We start from the raw sequence: 24,190 nt of genomic DNA, 5'->3' as shown, positions 1-24,190 counted from the left end.
GATATTGAGCAAGGCCAATTCGAGGGAAACATGGCAGCGTATATATTTCGACGACTTTTGTTGGTGATCCCCACCTTGTGGGCAATCATCACCATCAATTTCTTTATTATTCAAATAGCGCCAGGCGGTCCTGTCGAGCAAGCGTTAGCCCAGATGGAAGGGCTCGGTTCCGGTATTATGGAGCGCTTTGCAGGCGGCGGGAGCGAAGTCGACCTGAGTGTCTCCAATGACAATGCCGTGAGTGGTTACAAAGGCTCTCGCGGTTTGGATCCAGAAGTGGTGGAGGCGATTAAAGTCCAGTTTGGTTTTGATAAGCCGCTGCTTGAACGCTATGTTGAGATGCTCAAAAACTACGCGACCTTTAATTTTGGTGAAAGTCTGTTTAAAGGCGGGAACGTCATTGATTTGATTGTCGAGCGGTTGCCCGTCTCCATCTCCCTCGGGCTTTGGAGTACGTTGATCATCTATCTGATCTCGATTCCTTTGGGGATTCTAAAAGCGATTCATCATGGTAGTCGCTTTGATATTTGGTCCAGTGCACTGGTGATCATCGGTTACGCCATTCCCGGTTTCTTGTTCGCCATCATCCTTATTATTTTGTTTGCCAGTGGCAACTACTTCAGCTGGTTTCCCTTGCGTGGCTTGGTGTCGGCCAATTTTGAGCAGCTGAGTTGGTATGAACAAATCCTCGACTATTTTTGGCATTTGGCGCTGCCGATTTGTGCGATGGTGATTGGCGGCTTTGCGACGCTCAGCATGCTGACCAAGAACTCGTTTCTGGATGAGATCAACAAACAGTATGTGGTGACGGCGCGGGCAAAAGGATTGGACGACCGCTCTATCTTGTACAAACACGTATTTCGTAACGCCATGCTTATCATTATCGCGGGTTTTCCTGCGGCATTCATCAGCATCTTTTTCACTGGTTCGATGCTGATTGAAGTCATGTTCTCTCTTGAGGGCATAGGTCTACTCGGTTTCGAGTCGACCATACAGCGGGATTATCCGGTGGTGTTTAGCTCGCTCTACATTATGACGCTGCTCGGACTGCTGCTGAGTATTATTTCCGATCTGACCTATACCTGGGTTGACCCAAGAATTGATTTTGAGGCGCGCTAATGCAAGCGAAGAAAAGACGTAACCCGCTCAACGAAGCTCGCTGGCAACGCTTTAAGGCTAATAAGCGCGGATTTTGGTCGTTGTGGATCTTCTTGGTTTTATTTACCGTGAGTTTGTTTGCCGAGCTGATTGCCAACGATAAGCCATTGCTGGTGGAGTACGATCAGCAGTGGTATTTTCCTATCGTTCAACAATACGCAGAAACGGAATTTGGCGGTGAGTTTGAGACCGAAGCCGATTACACCGATCCGTATGTGATCGAGCTTATTGAAGAGAAGGGCTATCTGATTTGGCCTCTGATCCGTTTCAGTTACGATACGATCAATTTTGATATTTCCGGTAGCGTGCCATCGGCGCCCGATAGCGTCAATTGGCTTGGCACGGATGATAAAGGCCGCGACGTACTGGCCCGAATCATTTACGGTTTTCGAATTTCGGTGTTGTTTGGTTTTGTGTTGACCATCATTTCCAGCGTGATTGGTGTTGCCGTCGGGGCGACGCAAGGCTACTACGGTGGTTGGCTGGATCTGTTGGGTCAGCGTTTTATCGAAATTTGGTCTGGAATGCCGACCCTGTTTTTACTGATCATTTTGTCGAGCTTTGTCGAGCCGAATTTCTGGTGGTTACTGGGGATTATGGTGGCGTTCAGTTGGATGAGCTTAGTTGGCGTGGTGCGAGCCGAATTCTTACGTTGCCGAAACTTTGATTATGTCCGCGCCGCGCATGCAATGGGCGTCAGCGACGGGCGCATCATGCGTCGCCATATGTTACCCAATGCGATGGTCGCCTCACTGACCATGATGCCGTTTATCTTATCCGGTTCGGTCACAACATTAACCTCGCTTGACTTCCTTGGCTTTGGTTTACCAGCAGGGTCGCCATCACTGGGTGAGTTACTCGCGCAAGGTAAAGCCAATTTGCAGGCGCCGTGGCTCGGTTTTTCGGCCTTCTTTGTTCTCTCTATCATGCTAACCTTGCTCGTTTTCGTCGGCGAAGCGGTACGTGACGCGTTTGACCCCCACCACCAAGGACGATAATCATGAGTACTCCTATTTTACACATAGACGGTTTATCGGTGGGCTTTGGTGCCGGTGATGCGCCTCTGACGGTCACTCATAAAGTGTCACTCAATGTCGCCAAAGGGGAGACGCTCGCCTTGGTCGGCGAGAGCGGCTCAGGTAAGTCGGTGACAGCCAATTCGATTCTCAAGTTGTTGCCAAAAGGTTCAGCCCATTATCTGGAAGGGAGCATTCAGTTTGATGGCATTGACATGCTCAGTTGTTCGGAGCGTCAGTTACGTGGTATTCGCGGCGGCCGAATTGGGATGATTTTCCAAGAGCCTATGGTGTCGTTAAATCCGCTGCATAAGGTGGGCAAACAACTGGTTGAGACCTTAGCGATTCACCGTGGCATGCGTACGACTCAAGCGCAACAGCGGGCCATTGAGTGGCTAGGAAAAGTCGGAATTCGTCACCCTGAGCAAAAAATACAAGCCTATCCGCATGAGTTGTCGGGGGGAGAACGTCAGCGCGTGATGATTGCGATGGCGTTAATTAATGAGCCTGAGCTGCTGATTGCCGATGAGCCTACAACAGCGCTCGATGTCTCTGTCCAAGCGCAAATTCTGGATCTGCTCAAAGCGCTGCAACAAGAGATGGGCATGGCGATGCTGTTTATCACCCATGATCTGAGTATCGTTCGCCGTATTGCGGACCGAGTGGCCGTCATGCAACACGGACATTTAGTCGAGACAGGGGAGTGCAAAGCGATCTTTAAAAACCCGACCCACCCCTACACGCAAAAGCTGATTCACTCAGATCCGAGAGGCTTACCTGTTCCGGTTGAACCTGACTCGCCCGCTTTGTTGACAGTGGATCAGTTGAAAGTGTGGTTTCCCATCACGGGTGGTCTGTTTAAGCGGGTAGTGGATCACGTGAAAGCCGTGACAGAGATGAGCTTTACTTTACGCAAAGGTCACTCCATTGGATTGGTTGGCGAGAGTGGCTCGGGGAAATCGACCACAGGTATGGCGATTCTCAAATTGGTCCACTCGCAAGGGCATATTGAGTATCAAGGACACGCACTGGACACGCTCGATCGCGCGGGTATGCTGCCATTTCGCAGCAAAATGCAAGTGGTGTTTCAAGACCCGTTCTCAGCGCTCAACCCAAGAATGTCGGTGGCTGAAGTGATTGGGGAAGGATTGCGCGTGCACAAGCAATGGAGTGATGAAGAGGTCGATGAACAAATCTGCGCAGTGATGAAAGAAGTGGATTTGGATCCGAACACTCGTCACCGTTATCCCAATGAGTTTTCCGGTGGGCAGCGTCAGCGCATCGCCATCGCTCGAGCGTTGGTGCTCAAGCCAGAATTCATTTTGCTTGATGAGCCGACCTCGTCACTCGATAGAACCGTGCAAGCTCAAGTGCTCGATTTGCTCAAATCGCTGCAAGAGAAGTATCAGCTGAGCTATTTGTTCATTAGCCACGATCTCAATGTCGTGAAATCCTTGTGCCATTACACCATAGTGATGAAACAGGGGCAGATTGTCGATCAAGGGGAGACGCAGCAGCTGTTTACCTCTCCCGCTCACCCTTATACGCAGGAGCTGGTCTCGCTGTCGTCGTTTTAGCGAGTCAGCGTGTTTTATATAGCAAGCTATTGAGGCCAGTATCAGTGGGCTGGCCAAACGGTGTAGTATCGCCCTGTCGCGATTAAATGGTGGTGTAGCGGCTGGCGCTTGCCAGAGAGAGCGGTTTTGAAAACCAATAGCCTTGCAAGTAGGACGCGCCCATATCTGTGAAGATTCGCTGCATTTCGGCGCTCTCTATTCCCTCAATGACAATATCGACGCTGTAGCTTTTGCACAGCTTAGTGATGAAGGCGAGATACTCGAAGGTAGCGGGGTTTTGCAGCGAGCGCCACGCGATGGATTTGTCGACTTTGATCTGTTTTAGCGGCAGGTCAAAAAAACTATTGAGAGAGCTGTAGCCGGATCCGAAATCGTCTAACGAGAGTAAGAAACCATAACCATTGAGGCGGTAGAGTTGGTCAAAAGCACTCTGATTGCCATCAAGGATGATGGTTTCTGTCAGCTCTAGCACAATACTGCTCGTAGGCACGCCGTAGTGGTCTGCCATGGCTTTAATTTTTTTCGGAAAATCCTGTTGCAGCAACTGCAATACGGATACGTTGATATTCACCCGAACGCTCGATTGATGTTGCTGTGAGTAGGCTTTGATGAACTCGCAGGCTTTGGCAAACACAAAGTAGCCCAATTCAGACACTAAGCCTTTCTTTTCCGCTAGCGCTATAAACTCGTCGGGGTAAATTTCCCCCATCTCGCGGCTTTTCCAGCGTACGAGTGCTTCAAAGCTGGCCACGCGGTTTTGCTGGGTACAAATAATAGGCTGAAACTTCACGTTCAGCGTTTCGCCTTGAATTGCCTCACCAAGTTCACGTTCGATGTAGAAGTGGCGATCGACCTTATCTTTGGTTTTGTCATCATAAACGCTGATGATTCCGTCACCTTGTTCCACTGCAAAGTGGCAGGTACGCGCAGCGATTTTAAGGGTATCTTCTGGCGCGGCATCGGTAGGGAAGTTAGGGTAGATGCCTATCACCATATCACGGCCGTACAACACGCCCTGTTCGTTGAGCGCATTTTGGTACTGCGTAATAATGCGCTGGGCGAGATCGTTCAGTGCAGCGGTGGTGTAGTCACCTTGACATAGAATCACAAAGTCATCAGAGCGAATACGGTAAATATCCACCAACACATCAGGCAGTGTTTTTAGGCTGATCAACAGGTGATTGAGCACATCGCGCATACTCTGTGAGCCATACAGGCTAAGGTAGGTACGCAGATCGCTAACATGGATATTCAGTAGATGATACTGTTCGCCCACCGGCGCGGTCAGCTGGTTGAGATCGAGGGTCAATTTTTGCTCGTTGGCAAGGCCCGTCGGAATATCAAACAGCGACGTGTGACGTAAAAACGCTTCCATATCTTTTTGTTGTGAGATGTCTTTGTGGCACCCAACCATAAAACGCTTACCGTTGATGGTTTTGGTGATAGACGTCGCTTCTAGCCAAACGTAGTCGCCGGTGGTGGCACGAATACGATATTGCGTGGTCATTTTGAGGTGATCTTGCGCGATGTGTTCATCGACGCGACCATCGAGCATTTCTCTGTCCAATGGATGCACCAGTTTCAGCCAATCATTCAAACAAGAATGGCCGGTATTGATGCCAAATCGGCGATAAAAGGCGGGGCTATAAAAGCAGACATGTTCATTGTCAGACATGTAAAAGATACCGTCATTAAACACATCAAACATGTGCTTAAAGTGGTTGTCCATTAGGCCGTCGAGCTGAGCGCCAGAGAGAGGATGCTCAGCGTTATGGTCAATCGACTCTACCGCACCGCCGCTTTCAGCCTCTTCTGCAGCTTTGAGCGTATCAAACAGACTGTGGATGGTGTACTTAGACATATCGAAATAAAGACCTAGCCTTAGATTGCTTAATCATTGATTTTATTGTGGTTATCTGCGTTAAGCAAAAATTTTGAACATTGTTTCATACATTTGATGCTACTGCCAACAAGAAGCGCGTTAACTGATAACGATTCTCTATTAATTTTGATATAGATGCAGTGAATAGACCATATTATTGAGTGATTATTCAATAATATTGATGAATGTGTGAAGAGAATCACCTAAGGCGCTGCGCATTGGCGAGTATAGTGGATTGTGCTACGGTGGCATTATCCAAAACTACAAAACTCGTCTCTTATTATGAAGTCTCAGCTTGATCTCAATTTACTTAAAGTATTGCTGCTGTTGGCGAAACATAAGCAGTTAAAACCGGTCGCAAAAGAGTTGGGAAAAACCGAAAGTGCGGTTAGTAAGCATCTCGCTAAGTTGCGAGAGCAGCTTGGTGACCCTTTATTTGTCAGAGGAGCACACGAGTTTGAGCCCACTGAGTTCACGCTCAAGCTTTTGCCTGGTGTTGAGCAAGGATTGGAGCTTATCCAATATTCGGTACAAGACAAAACGTTTGAACCTCAGTTGTATCAAAAGCCGATAAAAATCGCTTTGCCGAGCGTGGTGCAATATTTGGTAGGTAAAGATCTTCTGGTTGACTTGCTCGACACGTTCCCACGTGCGCCGATTGATATCACCACTTGGAATGACTATTCGGTCAGCCACATTCTTGACGATAAAGTCGATATTGGCGTTCAATACTTTAACGGTGACTTGACGAAGAACCTCTACCAGCACAGGCTCGGGCAGTGTGATGCCAGTATTATCTGCGCCAAGCGCTATGCTGGGCGAACTCTAGACGATTTGCTTGCGATGCCGTTTGTATTAATGGAAATGAAAGGGTGGCAGCATTCGAAAGCCGCCACCAAAGTGGCATTGGCAGAGCGCGGCATTGCCATTAATGACATCGCGACCGTAGACAATATGACCTGTTTGTTTGAGGTACTTGATGAAATCGAGTGCGCTGCGTTCTTACCTAAGCTTCCCGCGCTGACCAAGCGGCCAAATCTGGCGGTGACTGTGCTCCCTGACAGCCTTATGGGAACGCCGCTGCCCCCGATTGTCAGCATATCTCGCTTAAAGAATCGAGGGAGCCCATTATACGATCTGCTGGTGAGTAAACTCAAGCAGCACGTGTTCTCCGGTTAAATCTATCGTACTTAGGCGGCGAGCTGACTTTGCAGACGAGTCAACTCGATGATGGACTCAACTTGGTATTTATCGAGAATGCGGGTCTTATAGGTGCTAATGGTTTTCGAGCTCAAAGAGAGCAGCTCAGAAATCCGCTTGTTCGAGTAGCCTTGAATCAAGTAGTTGAGAACGATGGTTTCTCGACTTGAAAGCGCTGGATGTTTTGCACTTTGCTCAGCGTCTTGCTTGAAAACCAAGTAGCCACGCACCACGCTATTGATCGATTCGGCAATGGTGGTGGTCGATTCTGTTTTTAACACAAACCCATTGGCGCCAATTTTATGCGCAGTATCGGAATAGAGTGGGTGATGGTGGCCTGAGACAAAAACAATTTTACCAGTGTATCCGCGAGCGCGGGCACGGCGTACAAATTCAAAACCGTCAGAGTTGTCGAGTTCAACATCAAGCACCACCAAATGACAGGGGTGTTGACGCAAATATTGCAGTGCGCTGAGTGATGAGCTGGTCGCTTCCACCTGCGCATTCGGAAAAAGTGTCTCAATGACCTGAGTAAGGGCTTCTTGAAACATGGGCTGACGGTCGATGATGAGTGTGGTAAACGGTGTGTTGAGCTGTGCGTTCATCTTTCTTTTATCTCTCTTATTGATTTACGTGAAACGCATCCATGCACTAATCGATGGCGTTAATGTAATCCAAATCTGAAAGACGGTGTGGAAAAGAGGAATTTCCGTTTCGGAAAGTTAGTCAGCGGCGTGTCAACGGGGTCAACATGCCGACCATATCAATCTCTTAGAAGAAGTCGATCGACTTACGTCCGCCACTTTTGCTTGGTGTTGGCTTATCGGGTGTCGATGATGTTTGTGCGCTCGCTGGTTCAGGCTTGCGTGAAGGGCTCTGTTCAGGGGCCGTTGCTGACGCCCGATTCGGGGAGACGGATTGGTCTTCCTCAAGTTCCAGTGCGCTTGGCTGCGTTGCATCCATCGAATGCTCGATGTCGTGCTCTTCGCCAGTGTCATCAGCGTAGTAGTAGTCGTTTACACCGCTGCTTTCACCATCGGCACAAATGATGATGTAGTACTGCTGGTTGAACTCGATCAAATCGCCGTCCATGATCTTACGGCGTTTGCGCGTTTCTATTTTACCATTCACCGCGACATAGCCTTCAGAGATAATGTGCTTGGCTTCACCGCCACCACTGACGAGATTGGCGATTTTAAATATCTTATAAAGCTCAATAGGTTGCGAGTCGATTTCAATACCGATCGCTTCAATTTCAATCTCTTCTGACTCATACTCAGACATAACGGGTTCTCACAAATCCTGATGCTACACGTTTCTCGCATCACTATTACTACAATCGTGACGCGCAGTGTACTGGCATCGAACAAAGATGCAATCTATTGTGTTAAATCTTTAATGATCGGGCACTCACTGCTCGCATCACCCGGGCAAGCGGCGATCCACTCTTTGAGCTGCTTTTCAATCTCTTGCAACTGGCGAATCTTGTTTTGCACTTCATCCAGTTTGACTTGTGCTCTGGCTTTCACTTCACTGCTTTTACGCTGCGGGTTGTGCGCCAGTTGGACGAACTCCTTACATTCTTGCAAAGAGAAGCCGGCGTTTTTTGCTCTCGAGATTAAGTTCAGCTCTTGAACCTGTTGTTCGCCATACTCGCGATAGCCGGAATCACTGCGACTTGGCGGGGTAATGAGGCCTTTTTCTTCATATAAGCGGATAGACTTGCTGGATAGGCCAGTCAGTTCTGCGACGCTGCCAATGTTCATGCGCTCTCCTTTCGTCTTATGTTGGGTTATGTTGTACTACGAAATGATCGCTGATGCACCTATCTAGTGCCCAAAACATCTAGGCCCAAAATGAAAAAGCTCACCCCGAAAGGGGTGAGCATAGCTAGCAATATTCGCCAGCAAATAAGGACAGTCGTTTACCTAGAACTTATAGGTAGATACGTGCGCCGATAACCCACATGTCGTTAGTTTCAACTTTCACGTTTTGTGGTTTGTCGTTTAGATCGAACTGGTACGCAGTGTAACCTACGAAGTTTGGCTTGAAGTTGTATTCAACTTGTAGAGCCATCTCTTCGCGAGTAGTTTCTTTAGTAGACGTTGATTTGAATTGCTTGCCTTCAACCATTTCGTAGTTGATGCTGAAGTTTAGGCTATTTGGTAGTGCGTATGCTGCTAGGAATTCGTAAGCAGTCGATTCTTCCAATAGACGGCTAGACTTCACAGTACCAGCGGTTCTGTCAACACTGTTCATATTTTCGTTTGAAGCGTAGACACCAGCAAGGTACAGACCTTTACCATATGAACCGTATGCAGCAGAAACTACATGAGAAGTCGCATCGCCTTTACCAAATGTCGCGTTTTTGATCTCACCAGTATTGTAAGCATAACCTAGCTTAGCGCCCATGATTGAGTATGAAGCCGTTGCTTGAACACGGTCTTTTACATCATATTCAAAGTTTAATGCACCAATGTTTTCTAGCTCATCACTTTGTTGACCTTGCCACGCGAAACCAAAGTCTAGTGCGCCAGCTTCACCTAGCTCAACGCCATTGCGGTAAGAGATCATGTTCTCGCCACGACCAGTACCAAATGCACCGTGGTTGTCGTAGATAAAGTCGTTAGCAAACGCGATTGGCATATCTGCTACGCCCGCTACGTCGTAGTATGGTGCCCACTGAGTACCTGCGACTGCGCGGCCGAAATCTTCATGAGTTAAACCAACGTAACCAAGACGAGTTGTGAAAGTGTTGTCACCGCCGTCTAGGTAGTTCAGTTGCCATTCTCCGCGAGCGTCAGCTGTGAAGCCGTTGCCTAGGTCTTGAGTTGCGGTGAAGTTGATGCGTGGAGAGTTAGAACCAACGCCAGTGTCGCCTTGCTCAGAACCGTTTAGGTTAACTGATACGTGACCGCCAACTGCGAAAGTCGTGCCGTCGTTGTTGTAAAGCTCAACTGCCATTGCTGTTGAAGAAAGAGAGGCAATGGCTACTGCAAGAATCGTTTTTTTCATCATAAAGTCCATATTGAATCAGCCCATTCGATAAACGTAACGAAATGAGCGGGTTATCACGTTTGATTACGTGGGATGCACTTTATCTTGAAAGTTCGATGAAGCTCTCAAAAACATGATAAAACGTTAGAGATTTGAAATAACAAACAAAAACAGCAGGTTACAGGTGGTGTTTTGTGTTTTTATATTTTTTATTGGTTATTTTTAGAATGTTTTTAGGCGAAGGTGAATATGGTGGGTTTTGTGCTTTTTTGTTCTTATATAGGTCGTGAATGAGTGGGTGCGAAATTTTACCTTTAGCTAACTGGTTGTACCTGTCAATTTCTACAAACATAACTTTTTGAACGGTGGTTTGAGCCCCTTGTTAGAGGCTATGGGATTGAGTGAGTGGGGCCGCTGTCTGAGTCGTGTGGTCATGAGTCCAACGAATGGCTTGGTCAAGAGCCATGGCTGGGCTGTAGTAATACCCTTGGATATAGTCGCAGCCATAGCCTTTCAGTGTGCGAAGCACCGATTGATCTTCCACGCCTTCGGCGACCACGGTATACCCTAAACCGTGCGCCAAAGTGATGGCGTTGGCGACAATAGAGTCGTTGCGATCGTTGGTGTCCAGTTGATACAAAAAAGAGCGGTCGATTTTGATTTGATCGACGGGCAAGTCACGCAATAAAGAGAGAGAAGAGTAGCCGGTACCAAAGTCATCCAAGCTGATTTTGAACCCTAACGCCCGAATCGAAGAGAGCAGTTTCTCTGGGCTGTGCAAACGGTTGATGGCGGTACTTTCCGTTATTTCCAGTACGATGTAATCGGTAATCGCTGGGTGTTCGTCAACCAACTCACGCAGTTGATTGACCAAACCTTGGCCCATCAAATCTTTGGCGGACAGGTTAATGTGAACAGGATAATGAATGCCACTTTGCTGAAATTGCGCAATATCCCGCGTCACTCGTTTTAGCACCCAATTGGTGATTGAAACGATTTTGTGGCTCTGCTCGGCAATCGGGATAAAGTCGACGGGGCTAATCACCGTACCGTCATCTTTTATCCAACGAATCAGGGCTTCATAACCACACACCGCCTCTTTTTTACTATTGATGATCGGTTGATAGAAAATTTGGAACTCGTTGCTTTCGAGTGCCGCATCAATCTGACGTGAGATCTGCAGCTTTTGTTTCGCCCCTTGGTACATGCGCTCATCATAATGGGCAATAAGGTTGCCGTTATTTTTCGCCCAATACATCGCCATATCAGCGGATTTCATCAGCGCTTCGGCGCTCAGCCCATGATCGGGGAAGCGGCTTATGCCAATCGCCGCGCTGCTTGTCAACTCAAACCCTTCGAGCAGAAAGGGTTGGCTCAACGCTTTGTTGATCTTCTTGGCCAATTTAAGCCCTTCTGTGCGATGCTCGAGCTTGGCAATCACCGCAAATTCATCACCACCAAGACGCGCCAACATCGAATCTTGGCCCATCAAGGCACTCAATCTGTGACCGATTTGAATCAAGAGTTGATCACCACAAAAATGGCCCATGCCATCATTGACTTGTTTGAAGTTGACAATATCGAGCAGCAGAAACTGAAAAGTGCGCCCGTTGACAATGTATTCATCCAAGGCGTCGATGCAGTACTTGCGATTGGGCAACCCGGTGAGCGAGTCATGCAGTGAGTTGTATTTCTCTTGCTCGGCCAAATCCTTTAGGCGAGAAATACTGCTTAAACTAAAACGCGTCACCATAAAGACGAACACACTGCCGGCAAAAAGAATGCTGCTGAGTGCAAACATCACATGACCGACATCACTGTCATTAAGCAAAATAAGGAAAATGGCACTATAGCCAGCGATAAATAGAAAGATCAGTAATGTCAGCAACCGCCAACCAATGTAGCGAGTGTTGTTGCAGATCTCACGCGCGGTCGCAAGGCTCGCGGCGAGTAGGAGAATGCCAAGGGCAATAAAGCTTATCGCAATGGTTGACACATTTATCTCTCATCAGCGGATTAACAGCAAAGTAGGGCAGCTTCACGGGTACGCAATTGACTGAACACTGCTTTTTAAAGTGTAGGCATGTTCTCGCGGGAATACCAAACGGCGTCTCATCCGATGTTTGCAACATTTAGGGTTTACGCTTGCCTTTTGTCAGATAAGAACACTCTATAGAGCCTAAAGTCGGTGACAATTTGTATTAATTTTTAGCTAAGAAAAAATTCAGACTTTGCGGCAGATCAATAAATTTTATCTGATTTGTTTAATGTTGATAAAATTAGTTGAAAGATTAAAAAAATATTGAATAATGATTTTAAGTAGATGAAGCAGACGGCTTTCCCCACTCACGTTGAAACAGGAACTCTCCCCCATGTCTAATTCGTACGTTCTAGTGATTAACTCTGGCAGTTCTTCACTAAAATTCGCAGTGATTGATTCTGCCACTGGTGACGCAATCGTTTCCGGTTTGGGTGAATGCTTTGGATTGCCCGAAGCGACCATCAGTTGGAAGTTTAATGGCGAGAAAACAGAAGAAGCGGTTGACGCGCCAGACAACCATCATCAGCACGCAATTAATCGTATTGTATTACTCATCGAGTCGCTAGGTCTGGACGAGGATTTGGTCGCTGTGGGTCACCGCATTGTGCATGGTGGCGAGAAATTCACCTCAACGGTTCGTATCGATGCGAACGTGCTGGCAGAGATCGAAAACCTTTCTGATCTTGCTCCACTGCACAACCCTGCTGGCGCGAAAGGCATCAAAGCGGCGATGGACGCTTTTCCAGCACTGCCACAGTTTGCCGTGTTCGATACTGCGTTCCACCAAACCATGCCGCAAAAAGCGTTTACAGGCGCAATTTCCAACGAACTGTACAAACAATACGGTATTCGTCGCTACGGTTTCCACGGTACGAGTCACTACTTCGTAAGCCGCGAAGCGGCAAAAATGCTGGATAAACCCGTCGAGTCGTGCAGCTTCATCACCGTTCACCTGGGTAACGGCGCGTCTGTGTGTGCTATTAAAGATGGTCAATCAGTCGATACCTCAATGGGTTTCACTCCGCTAGCGGGCCTTATGATGGGTACTCGTTCCGGTGACCTAGACCCAGGTATCATCGAGTTCCTGATGAAAAAAGGTTGGACCCAAGAGCAAGTCTTTGAAACGCTAAACAAGAAATCAGGTTTCTTGGGCGTATCGGGTGTCACTTCTGACGCGCGCGGTATTCTTCAAGCAATGGAAGAGGGCCACGAAGGCGCGAAATTGGCATTCGAGGTATTCACTTACCGCGTCGCCAAATACATTGGCTCATACCTGATCCCACTCGATCGCCTAGATGCGGTCATTTTCACCGGTGGTATCGGTGAAAATGCGCTGGATATCCGCCGCGAGATCTTAAATAACCTAGGTCTACTTGGCTTTGTCGAAGATGTGAAGGGTAACGAAGACGCACGCTTTGGCAACGCGGGTATCATTGGTAAGTCTGAGCTGCTTAACGCACTCGCCCTAGTGATTCCAACTAACGAAGAATTTGTGATCGCCCAACAGTCGGTTGAATTGCTTTAATTACATTTAAAATCAAATAGATAGAAGCGAGCTTTGTGCTCGCTTTTTTTGTGCTCATATGTTGGATAGACCATCGCAAAGCAGCGCATGACGGCACCTCCATTACTCGCTCTATTGACTTCTGTAGTTCATTTTATGTCCTTAAGTCTGCAAGGTTCGTGTTGACTTGTTTTTGCCTCATTCCAATTTAGTCTCAATACTAAGACGCTAATTTCTCATAGTTATCAACTTACTTTTCCTAATCTAACTTATCTCTCAGAAGCACTGTTTAATTGGAGAATTGACATATATGAAAGATAAGATATATGATATTTCATATGTTTTATGGCATTGAATGGTTCCTATGTTTGATCCAATCCTTCTTTACAAAGCACTTTCTGAAGAAACTCGGCTTAAGTCTCTGCTGTTAATGCAGAAGCAAGGAGAGTTGTGTGTCTGTGATCTCATGGAAGCGCTAAATCTCAGTCAACCCAAAGTCTCTCGGCATCTTGCCGAATTGAGAAAACACGAGCTTGTTCTGGATGAGCGACGTGGTAAGTGGGTTTACTACCAAATCAACCCCGTGTTAGCTCCTTGGGTCAAGCAAGTGCTGGAGATCACCCTTAAGCATAATTTGACATTTATCGAGTCAGAGTTCCAGTTCATCAAAGGCAAATCATGTACGAATGTTGTGAACGAATAATGCTCTATTCCGTTGGTTTATCAATTTTAAATGAAAGAGGTTTGTATGAGTAATGTCTCAAGCTGTGTCGAAACCAGCGCATCTGAAAAAATGAGTTTTCTTGATCGATACTTAACCGTATGGATTTTTCTTGCAATGGCAGTTGGTGTCGGGATTGGCGTGTTATTTCCTCAAGTCGCTCAGTGGAACGAAAGCCTATCTGTTGGTTCAACCAATATCCCACTTGCTATTGGCCTCATCTTAATGATGTACCCGCCATTGGCGAAAGTGAACTATAGCCTTTTAGGTGAGGTAACTCGTGATAAACGCGCGATAACGCTTTCTTTAGTGATGAACTGGCTCGTGGGACCGATTTTGATGTTCATCTTGGCCATCATTTTCTTACGTGATCAACCTGGCTATATGGTGGGACTTATTCTGATTGGCCTTGCTCGATGCATCGCAATGGTGTTGGTTTGGAATGACATCAGCGGCGGAAACAAAGAGTACGGAGCAACCTTAGTTGCCTTAAATAGCGCGTTTCAGATTGTCACGTACAGTTTTATGGCATGGCTGTTTATTACTGTTTTACCCCCTTACTTTGGTCTTGAAAGTTTCGTTGTTGACATCACTATCTGGGATATTGCACAAAGCGTCTTAATTTACTTAGGCATCCCTTTCTTAGCGGGTTTCCTAAGCCGTAAGCTATTGGTCTCGGCAAAAGGTGAACAGTGGTATAACGAAGTCTTCATCCCTCGTATTTCGCCAATCACCCTGATTGCGCTTTTGGCAACCATCGTTTTGATGTTTAGCCTGAAAGGTGAAATGATCATTGAGTTACCGATGGATGTATTCCGTATTGCAGTACCACTTATCATCTATTTTATGGTGATGTTTTTTGTGAGCTTTTACATTGGGAAGCGTATGGGTATTCCTTACGACCAAAATGCATCCATCGCCTTTACTTCATCTGGTAACAACTTCGAGCTAGCTATCGCCGTATCAATCGCTGTATTTGGATTAAACTCTGACCAAGCATTTGCTGGTGTGATTGGACCTTTGGTCGAAGTGCCAGTTTTAATCGCGTTGGTTAACGTTGCCTTGAGAATAAAGCGTAAATATTATGCCTAAGAGCAGTATTTCGAAACAAACTTCAGCAGTGCCATGTCTCATTGAGACATGGCATCTTTCCGAGTCCGAGCTTTACTACTGGCTGCTTAAGCAAACAGGTGATCCCGAGCTGAGCTTTGATTTACTACAAGATACCTTCTTGAAGGCGTTACAGCAGAAGCAAGCGTTTTGCGATATTCAAAACCAAAGAGCGTGGCTATATCGGGTAGCGCGGAATATGCTCATTGATAAGCAACGTAAGGCGAATAAAGAACAAGTTCAGGATCTGAGTGATAATGAGCCGATATTGGAAGAGCATGAACTTCCCGCCGTCGATAGCCTCGCTCAATGCCTACCTAAAGCGCTATCAAAACTGACTGCGTCTGAAAGCGAAATTATCAAACAGTGTGACCTACAAGGTCTTACTCAACAGCAGTTTTCCGAGCAAAATGGACTTACTTTAGTGGCAACCAAATCACGTATTCAGCGTGCTAGACAAAAACTCAAACACGTTTTGCAAACGCAATGTCATATACGTTTCGACGAACAACAGCGTGTTTGTTGCTTTTTTCGAGAATAGATCGTTTCTTGAATCTAATTAAGTCTAAGAGCACCCCTGTAAAATAAATATTCATAAAATTCTTTGCATCCTTTCGGCACCGACTTCGTCTTAGTCACAAAAGAAATAAATAACGAGGTTGAAGGAGCCGATATGTTTGAAGTCTTTACCCATCTTGCTGACTGGATGACCTACCAGCTATTTGCTTTGCAGCAAGGTACTAAGCTGGCAGATGCTATCCACTTTTTTATAGAAGACACTAGTAAAATCATGGCGTTGCTGGTCGTCATGATTTATGTCATTGCTTTGTTCCGCGCTTCTTTAAATGTTGAAAAAGTACGACACTATCTTGCGGGAAAGCGCCGTCTTTTTGGCTATGTGACGGGGAGTGTTTTCGGGGCGATCACCCCATTCTGCTCATGTTCAAGCATTCCCGTTTTTCTTGGCTTTACCTCCGCAGGTATCCCACTTGGGATCACCATGGCATTTTTGATTACCTCGCCATTGATCAATGAAATCGCAGTATTGCTTCTGTTTAGCCTACTCGGGTGGAAATTCACCATCATGTACGTCCTGATTGGAATGCTTATCGGGATGTTGAGTGGCTGGTTGCTGGATCTGATAGGAGCAGAGCGTTGGTTACAGCCATTTGCAGCAAAAGCCATGCAGAAAGCCCAAGCCCAACAGCATACTCAGGGAAATCTGAACGTTAGTAACGAAGAGTCTGCAATCACGCTTTTGTATCGACATCAGTTCGCCAAACAAGAAATGGTTGAAATCATCGGTCGGGTTTGGAAATGGGTGTTTATTGGCGTGGGTATAGGTGCAGGCTTACATGGTTTTGTACCTGATGGCTGGATAGAAGCCCACTTAGGCGCAGGTCAGTGGTGGTCGGTTCCAGCTTCAGTCTTAATTGGTATCCCTTTGTATTCCAATGCCACGGGGGTGATTCCTATCATGGAGAGTTTACTGAGAAATGGTCTTCCCATTGGTACGACATTAGCGTTTTGTATGAGCACTGTCGCTGCAAGTGTCCCTGAATTTGTCATGCTAAAACAAGTGATGCAATGGCGCTTACTGGGACTTCTTTTTAGTCTACTGCTGACAGCATTTACTGTTATGGGGTGGATATTTAACTTACCGTTCTGGCAATTTTAGGAGATAAACATGAAAGCATTTAAAGTACTAGGGTCAGGTTGTGCCAACTGCGTTAATACCGCGAAACTGATTGAGAAAGTTGCGGCAGAGCAAGGCGTTGATGTTTCGGTTGAAAAAGTAACCGACCTTGAAACGATCATGAATTATGGCGTGATGTCTACACCAGGCGTTGTCATGGATGAAGAAGTGGTTCACGCAGGTGGGATCCCAAGCTCCGAGAGCGTGATTAATTGGTTATCTCGTTAACACAATATGAATGATAAAAGCCTTCCGTAAGGAAGGCTTTAGAAACAGGCGATAGATAATTGGTAGCTACTGATAGAACCATTAAACTTTCGTGACTCTCATAAAGTGCGCTTTTAAGCGCCATTCACCATAAACTGTACATCTGTGGCAATGTCACTGATATGATCGCCAGCTCGCTCTAGCCCTTTCGCAATGAACAACAGTTCAACCAGTTGTTGAGATGAAGTGTTTTGCTGGTTAAAGCCCTGAATGAGTAGTGTGTATACATCTCGATAATAGGCATCGAGCGTATCATCGCCTTCCCAGACAACATTCGCCTGAGTAGCATTTTTAGTATTGTATGCCTCAATGACACTACGCAGCATTGTCACTAGGTGTAAATGCATCTGGTGGAATATCTCATTAAGTTCATCAGGAATAACTTGCTTGAATTTACTCGATTTTACCGCCATCGATTTTGCATAATCACCGACACGTTCTAACCTGGGTGCGATGCGCATTGATGAGAGAATAAAGCGCAGGTCATCGGCTACGGCATGTTGACGAGCTAATACTCTGGCTCCATGTTGCTCGATGTTACTCAAGCACTGGTTGGCGATACGGTCTTGAGCAACAATGTTATCGGCTAGCTCAGTATTAGGTTTATCAAAGACATCAATCGCTTGCTCGAACTCTTTTAACACAATGCTGGCGAGTTCATTGAGTTCGGTTTTTATCTGTTCTAAGTCACGATCAAATTTCTTTAGTGTATGATTTTCCATTTTATCTTCCTAACCAAAACGGCCTGTGATGTAGTCGCGAGTCTTCTCTTTTGCTGGTGACGTAAACAAGGTATCTGTTGGCGCAAATTCGACCATTTCGCCCATATGCATGTAAGCAGTATAGTGAGAGATACGCGCTGCTTGTTGCATGTTGTGCGTTACCATGACTACCGTAGTCTCTTTGTGCAAGTCGCTCAGTAGGTCTTCAATCTTGGCAGTTGCAATGGGGTCTAATGCCGATGTCGGCTCATCCAGTAGCAACAAATCTGGTTTTGGCGCTAATGCTCGCGCGATACAAAGGCGTTGTTGTTGCCCTCCAGATAACCCATAGGCAGAGGTGTGAAGTCTGTCTTTGACTTCATCCCAAATCGCTGCACCTCGTAGCGACTCTTCTGCACGAGCATCAAGCTCGGCTTTGTTACTGACACCGCGAATACGCAGCCCAGCCACCACATTTTCATAAATGCTTTTCGGGAAAGGGTTGGGCTTTTGGAACACCATGCCGACCGTTAAACGGACTAAGCCAGGATCCATATCAATCAGATTGTGAGCACCAGGATGCAACAGGATTTCTCCTTCATAGCGATTGCCTGGATAGAGGTCATGCATTCGGTTAAAGCTGCGCAACAGTGTACTCTTGCCGCAGCCAGATGGGCCAATCAATGCGGTGATCTTTTTATCCGCAATCGGTAAATTGACATTGTGCAAAGCATGAACCTTACCGCCGTACCAGAAATTGAGGTTTTTGACTTCTGCACGAAGCGTCTCTTTCACTGAGGAAGCAGCCGATATCGTTGAGCTGCGTTTCACGCTGTCTTGCTCGGTTGCCGCTGATTGGCTAGAGAAAGTTGAAATGGTTTGTGTCGTCATTGTTTGGTTCTCTCTTACTTCAGGTTACGACGCAGTCGGTATCGGATATAAATGGCAATACCATTCATCAATATTGTCATCGCCATGAGCACAACACCTGTCGCAGCAGCGTTAATGTGGAACTCCGCTTGGGGGCGGGACACCCAGTTAAATAGCTGGATAGGCATCAAAGTGAACGGGCTGGACAACCACTCAAAATTGATAAATGGGAACTCACTTTGGAAAGGTGAACTGGGCAAAAAGGCAATAAAGGTTAGCGCACCAATGGTAATAACAGGTGCTGCTTCACCAATAGCACGAGCCAATCCAACTATCGTGCCAGTTAAAATACCAGGTCTTGCAGCGGGCAATATGTACATGCGCACAGTTTGCCATTGGTCAGCTCCCAGACCATAAGCGGCTTCACGTAGCTCCTGAGGAATGCTGCGAATCGATTCTCGTGTCGATACGATGATGACAGGAAGGATCAGTAGCGCGAGGACTAAGCCCGCCGTAATGATGCTTTCCCCTAAACCAAAACCATAAATAAACAAGCCCAAAGCAAGTAAGCCATAGATAATGGAAGGCACGCCCGCTAAGTTACTGACGTTGATTTCAATGATATTAGTCAGCCAGTTCTTTGGCGCATACTCTTCAAGATACAACCCTGCGGCGACCCCAAAGGGGATGGCGATACAAGCCGTCACCAACATCACAAGACTGGTGCCAACCCATGCAGATAAAATACCCGCACGCTCTGGGTGTCGTGAAGGGAAGTTGGTATAAAAGTCAGCGTCAAAAAGACGAGGAAAACCAGAATAAATCAGCTCGGCAAAAACACTGACCAGCAGTGACATCGCAGTAAGTAGGATAATGATCCCAATCGTTGCGACGGTGAGATCGGCTTGTTTATTTTTACGGACGATTTGGTCGAGAGTTAAAGTGGTGTTCTGCATTAGTAAACCTCTCTGAATCGACGGCGTAGGTAGAAACCGAGGATGTTAAAAATCAGAGTGATGATGAAAAGTACTAAGCCTGCCGCAAAGACAGACTGATAGGCAATCGTGCCATGAGGTAAGTCCCCCATCGCCATCTGTACGATGAATGATGTGATAGTGGCGGCTCCTTCGGTTGGGTCAAAACCAAATCGTGGGTTTTGACCCGCTGCAATCGCGACAACCATAGTTTCACCAACCGCACGTGACATACCTAGAATACAAGCGGCAGTAATGCCAGATAAGGCAGCAGGTATCACGATATGTGTTGCAACACGAAAGCGAGAATAGCCCAATGCATAGCCTGCCTCTCTTAAGTGCATAGGCACAGAGCGCATAGCATCCTCACTCACTGAGGCCGTATACGGTAGGATCATTATCCCCATCACAATACCTGGCGCTAACAAGTTAAAACCTGACAGGCTTGGAATGAAAGTTTGCAGTAGCGGCGTAACAAAAAGTAGCGCAAAGAAGCCATAAACAACCGTTGGTACGCCTTCTAAAAGCTCCAAGAAAGGTTTAACCACTTCTCGTACTCGGTTGCTGGCGTACTCACTCAGATAAATGGCAAGGCCAATCCCCGCAGGAATGGCGACACCAAGAGCGATACCAGCCACGGTGAGTGTTGCTGAGACTAACGTCATCACACCAAAGTGCGCATTAGCAAACATCGGTGTCCACTGAGTGTCAGTGAGAAAATCGAGAATTGATACATGCTGGAAAAAGGGTAATGATTCTGAAACCAGCACGTACACAATACCCACAGTGACAAAAATGGAAGCCAGAGCTGCTGCCATAAGAAGGTAACGACTCACCACATTCCAAAATGCACGTCGCTTTAAAAAGGCTTCAGAGACCAAGAGGCTTGAAGAACTGGATTGAGTAGTATTCATATTCATTGCCTGCGTAAAGAGAACAAGGAGGGCAGCAAAGCTTCCCTCCATGAATCAATACAATAATGACTTACTTAGGAGTACGAGCTAACAGCTCTTCAATACCGACACCGACTTCGGCTCCGTGGAAAACAGAACCCGTACGACGTTGCTTAAAGTTTTGTTGCGCTAACTGGTAGGCTTTGTCAGGTAGTGGGACATAGCCAACTTCTTTTACCAGCTCAGGAGCATGTGAAGTATCCATATAGAAGTCTACGAAACGCTCAACGTGCGCTTTTTCATCGGCTGATTTTTTATTCACGTAGATGAAAATTGGACGAGAGAGTGGTTGGTAAGTTGCATTCTTCGCATTTTCAACACTTGGCTCTACAGGTTGACTGCCTTTCCAACTAATTGGTGCGGCTTTTAGTTTGTCTTTGTTTTCTTCATAGTAAGCCAAACCAAAGAAACCCAGTGCATCAACGTCATTAGAGACCCCTTGTACGATGATGTTGTCGTCTTCGCTGGCGGTGAAATCGCCACGGCTAGACTTGCCTTCAACAATCGCTTCAAGGAAGTAATCATAAGTACCAGAGTCAGTACCAGGACCAAAAAGTTTGAGTGGTCGATCAGGGAACGCAGGATTCATTTGCTTCCATGTCATGACCTTACCTTGAGCTGCTGGTTCCCAAGCTTTTTTCAGATCTTCGACGTTCAGGTGCTTAACCCAATCATTTTTCGGGTTGATAACCACAGTCAGTGCATCGAGTGCCGCAGGAAGTTCAATGAACTCAATGCCGTTTTCAGCACACAGTTTGCGCTCAGAATCCTTAATTGGTCTAGAGGCATTCGAAATATCCGTTTCACCACGACAGAACTTTTTAAAACCACCGCCAGTACCAGAAATACCAACAGTCACCATGGTTTTACCTTTCTCTGCAATCTGAAACTCTTCAGCCATCGCCTCTGTAATAGGGAAAACTGTACTAGAGCCATCAATTTTAACCAGATCACGTGCGAATGCGCCTTGACTAGCTGCGAGTAACGTCGCGCCAACTAAGGCTGCTGACAAAGTATGTTTCATGACTTATCTCCATGTTTTGCGTCATTGATAACTTCGATGATTACGTTACTACTCATTTGTTACACTTTTGTGTCTGTTTATTTAAATATGCGTTCATGCATATGTACGAATCTAAAAATGTATTGTATGTTTTTACGACCGTGGGATCGTACTTACAAATGAGAATGCCTGCATGGATAAGAGAACTGTACATTTCATTAGCTACCCAACCTCCGATCTAGCTTGTATTGCTGCGCAGCTTCTTTTTAGTCGTTCTAGTGATCGATATCACATCAGCTATGAAAGGTTGCCCAACGAAGAAGACTGCGGCGATACGCTGGATTGCTTTGGATATTTTGGTTATCTCTTTTTAGATGCCTCGGATGAGATAGAGCCTGGCTATGACTATGTCATTGACATCAACTACGCGATGCATCGAGTTGGACGGCGTAGAGAGGCATATCAAAAAAACCTTTATTGGGAAGTGACTTGTAATCAAAATGCAATGGAAGAACTACAGAATCACATTAGCTATTTCTCCTCTCGTTGCGATGTCATCCTGTAACGTTCCAGCATTCTTTGTTGACAGACCTTATATATAAAATAATATATACGCATATACATATACCGCAGGACTGAGCATGTTACCTCACCAGTTTTTTAAATTAATTTCAGATGAAACGCGGGTTCGTTGCTTGTTAATGATTGCCCGTGAAGAAAAGGTCTGTGTCGGGGAACTGACAGAAGCCCTTAACGAAAGCCAGCCCAAAATTTCTCGCCACCTTGCATTGCTACGTTCAAGTGGTGTGGTGGTTGATACCCGTCAGGGGCAATGGGTTTTTTACCGCTTATCGGATCAGCTTCCTGGTTGGATGAGAAAACAGATCCAAGGGCTAGTTGACTCTAACTGCCTAAAAGCAGAATACCAGCAAGATATTCAACGCTTATCCGAGATGAAATCTCGTCCAGAATGTTGTGTTTAAAGGAAAATAAGATGTCTATCAAAGTAGGAATTAATGGATTCGGTCGTATTGGACGTTTAGCGCTGAGAGCGTCGTTTGATTGGCCTGAAATCGAGTTCGTTCAGATTAACGATGTGGCAGGTGATGCGGCAACCTTAGCTCACCTGCTTGAGTTTGACTCAGTGCAAGGACGCTGGCACCACGAAGTGACGAGTGAAGGTAACGCCATCATCATCAACGGTAAAAGCATTGCTACCTCACAAGAGAAAGCCATCGATGCGGTAGATTGGTCAGGTTGTGATGTGGTGATTGAAGCAACGGGTAAGCACCGCAAATCTGAGTACTTAAATCTGTATCTGGCACAAGGTGTTAAACGTGTGGTGGTTTCCGCCCCAGTAAAAGAGCATGGGATTGCTAACATTGTTGTTGGTGTTAACGACCACATTTTTGACCCAGAAAAACACCAGATTGTGACCGCTGCCTCTTGTACCACAAACTGCATTGCACCTGTGGTGAAAGTGATTCATGAGAAGCTCGGTATTGAGCAGTCGTCATTTACAACGATCCACGACCTCACTAACACCCAAACTATTCTCGATGCTCCGCATAAAGACCTGCGCCGTGCGCGTGCTTGTGGTATGAGTTTGATCCCAACAACTACAGGTTCTGCTAAAGCGATTATCGAAATTTTCCCTGAACTTAAAGGAAAAATTGATGGTCATGCAGTGCGCGTGCCGTTAGCTAACGCCTCTTTAACCGACATTATTTTTGATGTTAAGCGTGACACTACGGCTGAAGAGGTTAACGACTTACTTAAAGAAGCGTCGCAGAATGAACTGAAAGGCATACTTGGTTTCGAAGAACGCCCTCTTGTCTCTATTGATTACAAAGGGGACCAACGTTCAACGATTGTCGATGCGCTTTCAACTATGGTGGTTGGCAAGCGTATGGTTAAAATCTATGCGTGGTATGACAACGAAATGGGTTACGCAACACGTACCGCAGAACTTGTTCGTAAAGTCGGCCTAGCATAAGGAAGCAAACAAATGACACATCCTACGTGGGAACTGCCTGTTGAAGACAATAACGCAGCGTTAGTACTAACTCCTTGCCCTGGCACTAAAGAAGCGTCGCTAAGTGACAGTATTGATCAACTCAAATCTCAAGGTGTAACTGTCGTTGTTACAGCACTGAGCACTCATGAGATGCAAGAAAAAGGCGTTGGCGATCTGCCTAATATTGTCGAAAAAGCAGGTTTGCAATGGTTTCACACACCGATAGAAGATGACTGTGCTCCAGGTGAAGATTTTCAGGCTCGCTGGAAACATATATCCCCTTCGCTACACAAAGCTATAGAACATGGCGAAAAGATAGCGATGCATTGCATGGGGGGATCGGGACGGACAGGTTTGCTTGCTGCCCATCTTTTGCTAGAGAAAGGTTGGGAGCTGCAAGAAATCATCACCCATGTCCAGTCGTTAAGACCTGGCGCATTTACCAAAGATGTACAAGTTGAGTACATCCACCAATTTGCTAATCAGTAAAAGCCTTAAAGAGC

Annotated in this window: 25 protein-coding genes; 14 read left to right on the top strand and 11 right to left on the bottom strand. The window is 46.3% G+C overall.

Annotation, left to right across the window (positions count from 1 at the left end; translation table 11 throughout):
• Positions 1 to 30: 30 nt before the first annotated feature.
• The 3 genes from AC6R0R_RS11135 to AC6R0R_RS11125 are packed head-to-tail and all read left to right on the top strand — an operon-like array spanning position 31 to position 3,751.
• Positions 31 to 1,119, top strand: coding sequence for a microcin C ABC transporter permease YejB (locus tag AC6R0R_RS11135; protein WP_334552076.1), 1,089 nt, complete (start codon positions 31 to 33; stop codon positions 1,117 to 1,119).
• Positions 1,119 to 2,156, top strand: coding sequence for an ABC transporter permease (locus AC6R0R_RS11130; protein ID WP_334552075.1), 1,038 nt, complete (start codon positions 1,119 to 1,121; stop codon positions 2,154 to 2,156). Before AC6R0R_RS11135 ends, AC6R0R_RS11130 begins: the two co-directional genes overlap by 1 nt.
• A 2-nt stretch (positions 2,157 to 2,158) precedes the next feature.
• Positions 2,159 to 3,751 carry an ABC transporter ATP-binding protein gene (locus AC6R0R_RS11125; protein WP_500626716.1) on the top strand — a complete coding sequence of 531 codons (1,593 nt, stop codon included), beginning with the start codon at positions 2,159 to 2,161 and terminating at the stop codon, positions 3,749 to 3,751.
• Positions 3,752 to 3,833: 82 nt separating this feature from the next.
• Here the strand turns inward: AC6R0R_RS11125 and AC6R0R_RS11120 are convergent, their stop codons facing one another.
• On the bottom strand, positions 3,834 to 5,612 hold the full coding sequence (locus tag AC6R0R_RS11120) for an EAL domain-containing protein (protein WP_500626715.1): 1,779 nt from the start codon (positions 5,610 to 5,612) through the stop codon (positions 3,834 to 3,836).
• Between the two features lie 303 nt (positions 5,613 to 5,915).
• Between AC6R0R_RS11120 and AC6R0R_RS11115 the strand changes: the two genes are divergently transcribed.
• On the top strand, positions 5,916 to 6,812 hold the full coding sequence (locus AC6R0R_RS11115) for a LysR family transcriptional regulator (RefSeq protein WP_500626714.1): 897 nt from the start codon (positions 5,916 to 5,918) through the stop codon (positions 6,810 to 6,812).
• Between the two features lie 11 nt (positions 6,813 to 6,823).
• On the opposite strand, the gene AC6R0R_RS11110 is transcribed toward AC6R0R_RS11115, so the two are convergent.
• From AC6R0R_RS11110 to AC6R0R_RS11090, 5 genes are all read right to left on the bottom strand, one after another.
• Positions 6,824 to 7,438, bottom strand: coding sequence for a response regulator (locus AC6R0R_RS11110; protein WP_487902300.1), 615 nt, complete (start codon positions 7,436 to 7,438; stop codon positions 6,824 to 6,826).
• Between the two features lie 166 nt (positions 7,439 to 7,604).
• Positions 7,605 to 8,117 (bottom strand): RNA-binding S4 domain-containing protein, encoded by a 513-nt coding sequence (locus tag AC6R0R_RS11105; RefSeq protein WP_500626713.1) that lies wholly within the window; start codon positions 8,115 to 8,117, stop codon positions 7,605 to 7,607.
• A gap of 95 nt (positions 8,118 to 8,212) precedes the next feature.
• Entirely contained in the window at positions 8,213 to 8,599 is a 387-nt protein-coding gene (gene cueR, locus AC6R0R_RS11100) for a Cu(I)-responsive transcriptional regulator (RefSeq protein ID WP_500626712.1), read from the bottom strand.
• 169 nt (positions 8,600 to 8,768) lie between these two features.
• Entirely contained in the window at positions 8,769 to 9,848 is a 1,080-nt protein-coding gene (locus AC6R0R_RS11095) for a porin (protein WP_500626711.1), read from the bottom strand.
• A gap of 364 nt (positions 9,849 to 10,212) precedes the next feature.
• On the bottom strand, positions 10,213 to 11,826 hold the full coding sequence (locus tag AC6R0R_RS11090; RefSeq protein WP_500626710.1) for a putative bifunctional diguanylate cyclase/phosphodiesterase: 1,614 nt from the start codon (positions 11,824 to 11,826) through the stop codon (positions 10,213 to 10,215).
• Between the two features lie 376 nt (positions 11,827 to 12,202).
• On the opposite strand from AC6R0R_RS11090, the gene AC6R0R_RS11085 reads away from it, so the two are divergent.
• The 6 genes from AC6R0R_RS11085 to AC6R0R_RS11060 all read left to right on the top strand — a co-directional run bounded on the left by AC6R0R_RS11085 (position 12,203) and on the right by AC6R0R_RS11060 (position 17,130).
• The gene (locus AC6R0R_RS11085) at positions 12,203 to 13,396 is read left to right on the top strand and encodes an acetate/propionate family kinase (RefSeq protein WP_500626709.1); all 1,194 of its coding nucleotides are present in this window, start codon (positions 12,203 to 12,205) and stop codon (positions 13,394 to 13,396) included.
• 343 nt (positions 13,397 to 13,739) lie between these two features.
• Positions 13,740 to 14,078: a metalloregulator ArsR/SmtB family transcription factor gene (locus tag AC6R0R_RS11080; protein ID WP_500626708.1), complete on the top strand. Its 339-nt coding sequence runs from the start codon at positions 13,740 to 13,742 to the stop codon at positions 14,076 to 14,078.
• A 45-nt stretch (positions 14,079 to 14,123) separates the two neighbouring features.
• Positions 14,124 to 15,188 (top strand): ACR3 family arsenite efflux transporter, encoded by a 1,065-nt coding sequence (arsB, locus tag AC6R0R_RS11075; protein ID WP_500626707.1) that lies wholly within the window; start codon positions 14,124 to 14,126, stop codon positions 15,186 to 15,188.
• Positions 15,181 to 15,747, top strand: coding sequence for a sigma-70 family RNA polymerase sigma factor (locus AC6R0R_RS11070; protein WP_500626706.1), 567 nt, complete (start codon positions 15,181 to 15,183; stop codon positions 15,745 to 15,747). Before arsB ends, AC6R0R_RS11070 begins: the two co-directional genes overlap by 8 nt.
• Before the next feature lie 132 nt (positions 15,748 to 15,879).
• On the top strand, positions 15,880 to 16,884 hold the full coding sequence (locus tag AC6R0R_RS11065; RefSeq protein ID WP_500626705.1) for a permease: 1,005 nt from the start codon (positions 15,880 to 15,882) through the stop codon (positions 16,882 to 16,884).
• A gap of 9 nt (positions 16,885 to 16,893) precedes the next feature.
• Positions 16,894 to 17,130 (top strand): thioredoxin family protein, encoded by a 237-nt coding sequence (locus AC6R0R_RS11060; RefSeq protein ID WP_161441081.1) that lies wholly within the window; start codon positions 16,894 to 16,896, stop codon positions 17,128 to 17,130.
• A gap of 113 nt (positions 17,131 to 17,243) precedes the next feature.
• On the opposite strand, the gene phoU is transcribed toward AC6R0R_RS11060, so the two are convergent.
• The 5 genes from phoU to AC6R0R_RS11035 all read right to left on the bottom strand — a co-directional run bounded on the left by phoU (position 17,244) and on the right by AC6R0R_RS11035 (position 21,691).
• Positions 17,244 to 17,891 (bottom strand): phosphate signaling complex protein PhoU, encoded by a 648-nt coding sequence (gene phoU, locus AC6R0R_RS11055; protein WP_500626704.1) that lies wholly within the window; start codon positions 17,889 to 17,891, stop codon positions 17,244 to 17,246.
• A gap of 9 nt (positions 17,892 to 17,900) precedes the next feature.
• Positions 17,901 to 18,761, bottom strand: coding sequence for a phosphate ABC transporter ATP-binding protein PstB (gene pstB, locus AC6R0R_RS11050; protein WP_085342764.1), 861 nt, complete (start codon positions 18,759 to 18,761; stop codon positions 17,901 to 17,903).
• Positions 18,762 to 18,775: 14 nt separating this feature from the next.
• A complete protein-coding gene (gene pstA, locus AC6R0R_RS11045) occupies positions 18,776 to 19,696 on the bottom strand; it encodes a phosphate ABC transporter permease PstA (RefSeq protein ID WP_500626703.1) in 921 nt (306 codons plus the stop codon).
• On the bottom strand, positions 19,696 to 20,628 hold the full coding sequence (pstC, locus tag AC6R0R_RS11040) for a phosphate ABC transporter permease subunit PstC (RefSeq protein ID WP_202599909.1): 933 nt from the start codon (positions 20,626 to 20,628) through the stop codon (positions 19,696 to 19,698). Before pstC ends, pstA begins: the two co-directional genes overlap by 1 nt.
• Positions 20,629 to 20,698: 70 nt before the next feature.
• On the bottom strand, positions 20,699 to 21,691 hold the full coding sequence (locus AC6R0R_RS11035; protein WP_500626702.1) for a PstS family phosphate ABC transporter substrate-binding protein: 993 nt from the start codon (positions 21,689 to 21,691) through the stop codon (positions 20,699 to 20,701).
• A 172-nt stretch (positions 21,692 to 21,863) separates the two neighbouring features.
• Between AC6R0R_RS11035 and AC6R0R_RS11030 the strand changes: the two genes are divergently transcribed.
• From AC6R0R_RS11030 to AC6R0R_RS11015, 4 genes are all read left to right on the top strand, one after another.
• The gene (locus AC6R0R_RS11030) at positions 21,864 to 22,235 is read left to right on the top strand and encodes a hypothetical protein (protein ID WP_500626701.1); all 372 of its coding nucleotides are present in this window, start codon (positions 21,864 to 21,866) and stop codon (positions 22,233 to 22,235) included.
• Positions 22,236 to 22,311: 76 nt separating this feature from the next.
• The gene (locus AC6R0R_RS11025; protein WP_500626700.1) at positions 22,312 to 22,653 is read left to right on the top strand and encodes a metalloregulator ArsR/SmtB family transcription factor; all 342 of its coding nucleotides are present in this window, start codon (positions 22,312 to 22,314) and stop codon (positions 22,651 to 22,653) included.
• Positions 22,654 to 22,664: 11 nt separating this feature from the next.
• Positions 22,665 to 23,666 carry an ArsJ-associated glyceraldehyde-3-phosphate dehydrogenase gene (locus AC6R0R_RS11020; RefSeq protein WP_500626699.1) on the top strand — a complete coding sequence of 334 codons (1,002 nt, stop codon included), beginning with the start codon at positions 22,665 to 22,667 and terminating at the stop codon, positions 23,664 to 23,666.
• Positions 23,667 to 23,678: 12 nt separating this feature from the next.
• The gene (locus AC6R0R_RS11015) at positions 23,679 to 24,176 is read left to right on the top strand and encodes a cyclin-dependent kinase inhibitor 3 family protein (protein WP_085342759.1); all 498 of its coding nucleotides are present in this window, start codon (positions 23,679 to 23,681) and stop codon (positions 24,174 to 24,176) included.
• The last annotated feature ends 14 nt before the right edge of the window (positions 24,177 to 24,190 follow it).

The sequence above is a fragment of the Vibrio sp. R12-SW3-ISO1 genome (assembly GCF_059834005.1).
Note: the sequence above shows the minus strand (reverse complement) of the source record. Positions and strands in the feature narration are given on the sequence as shown.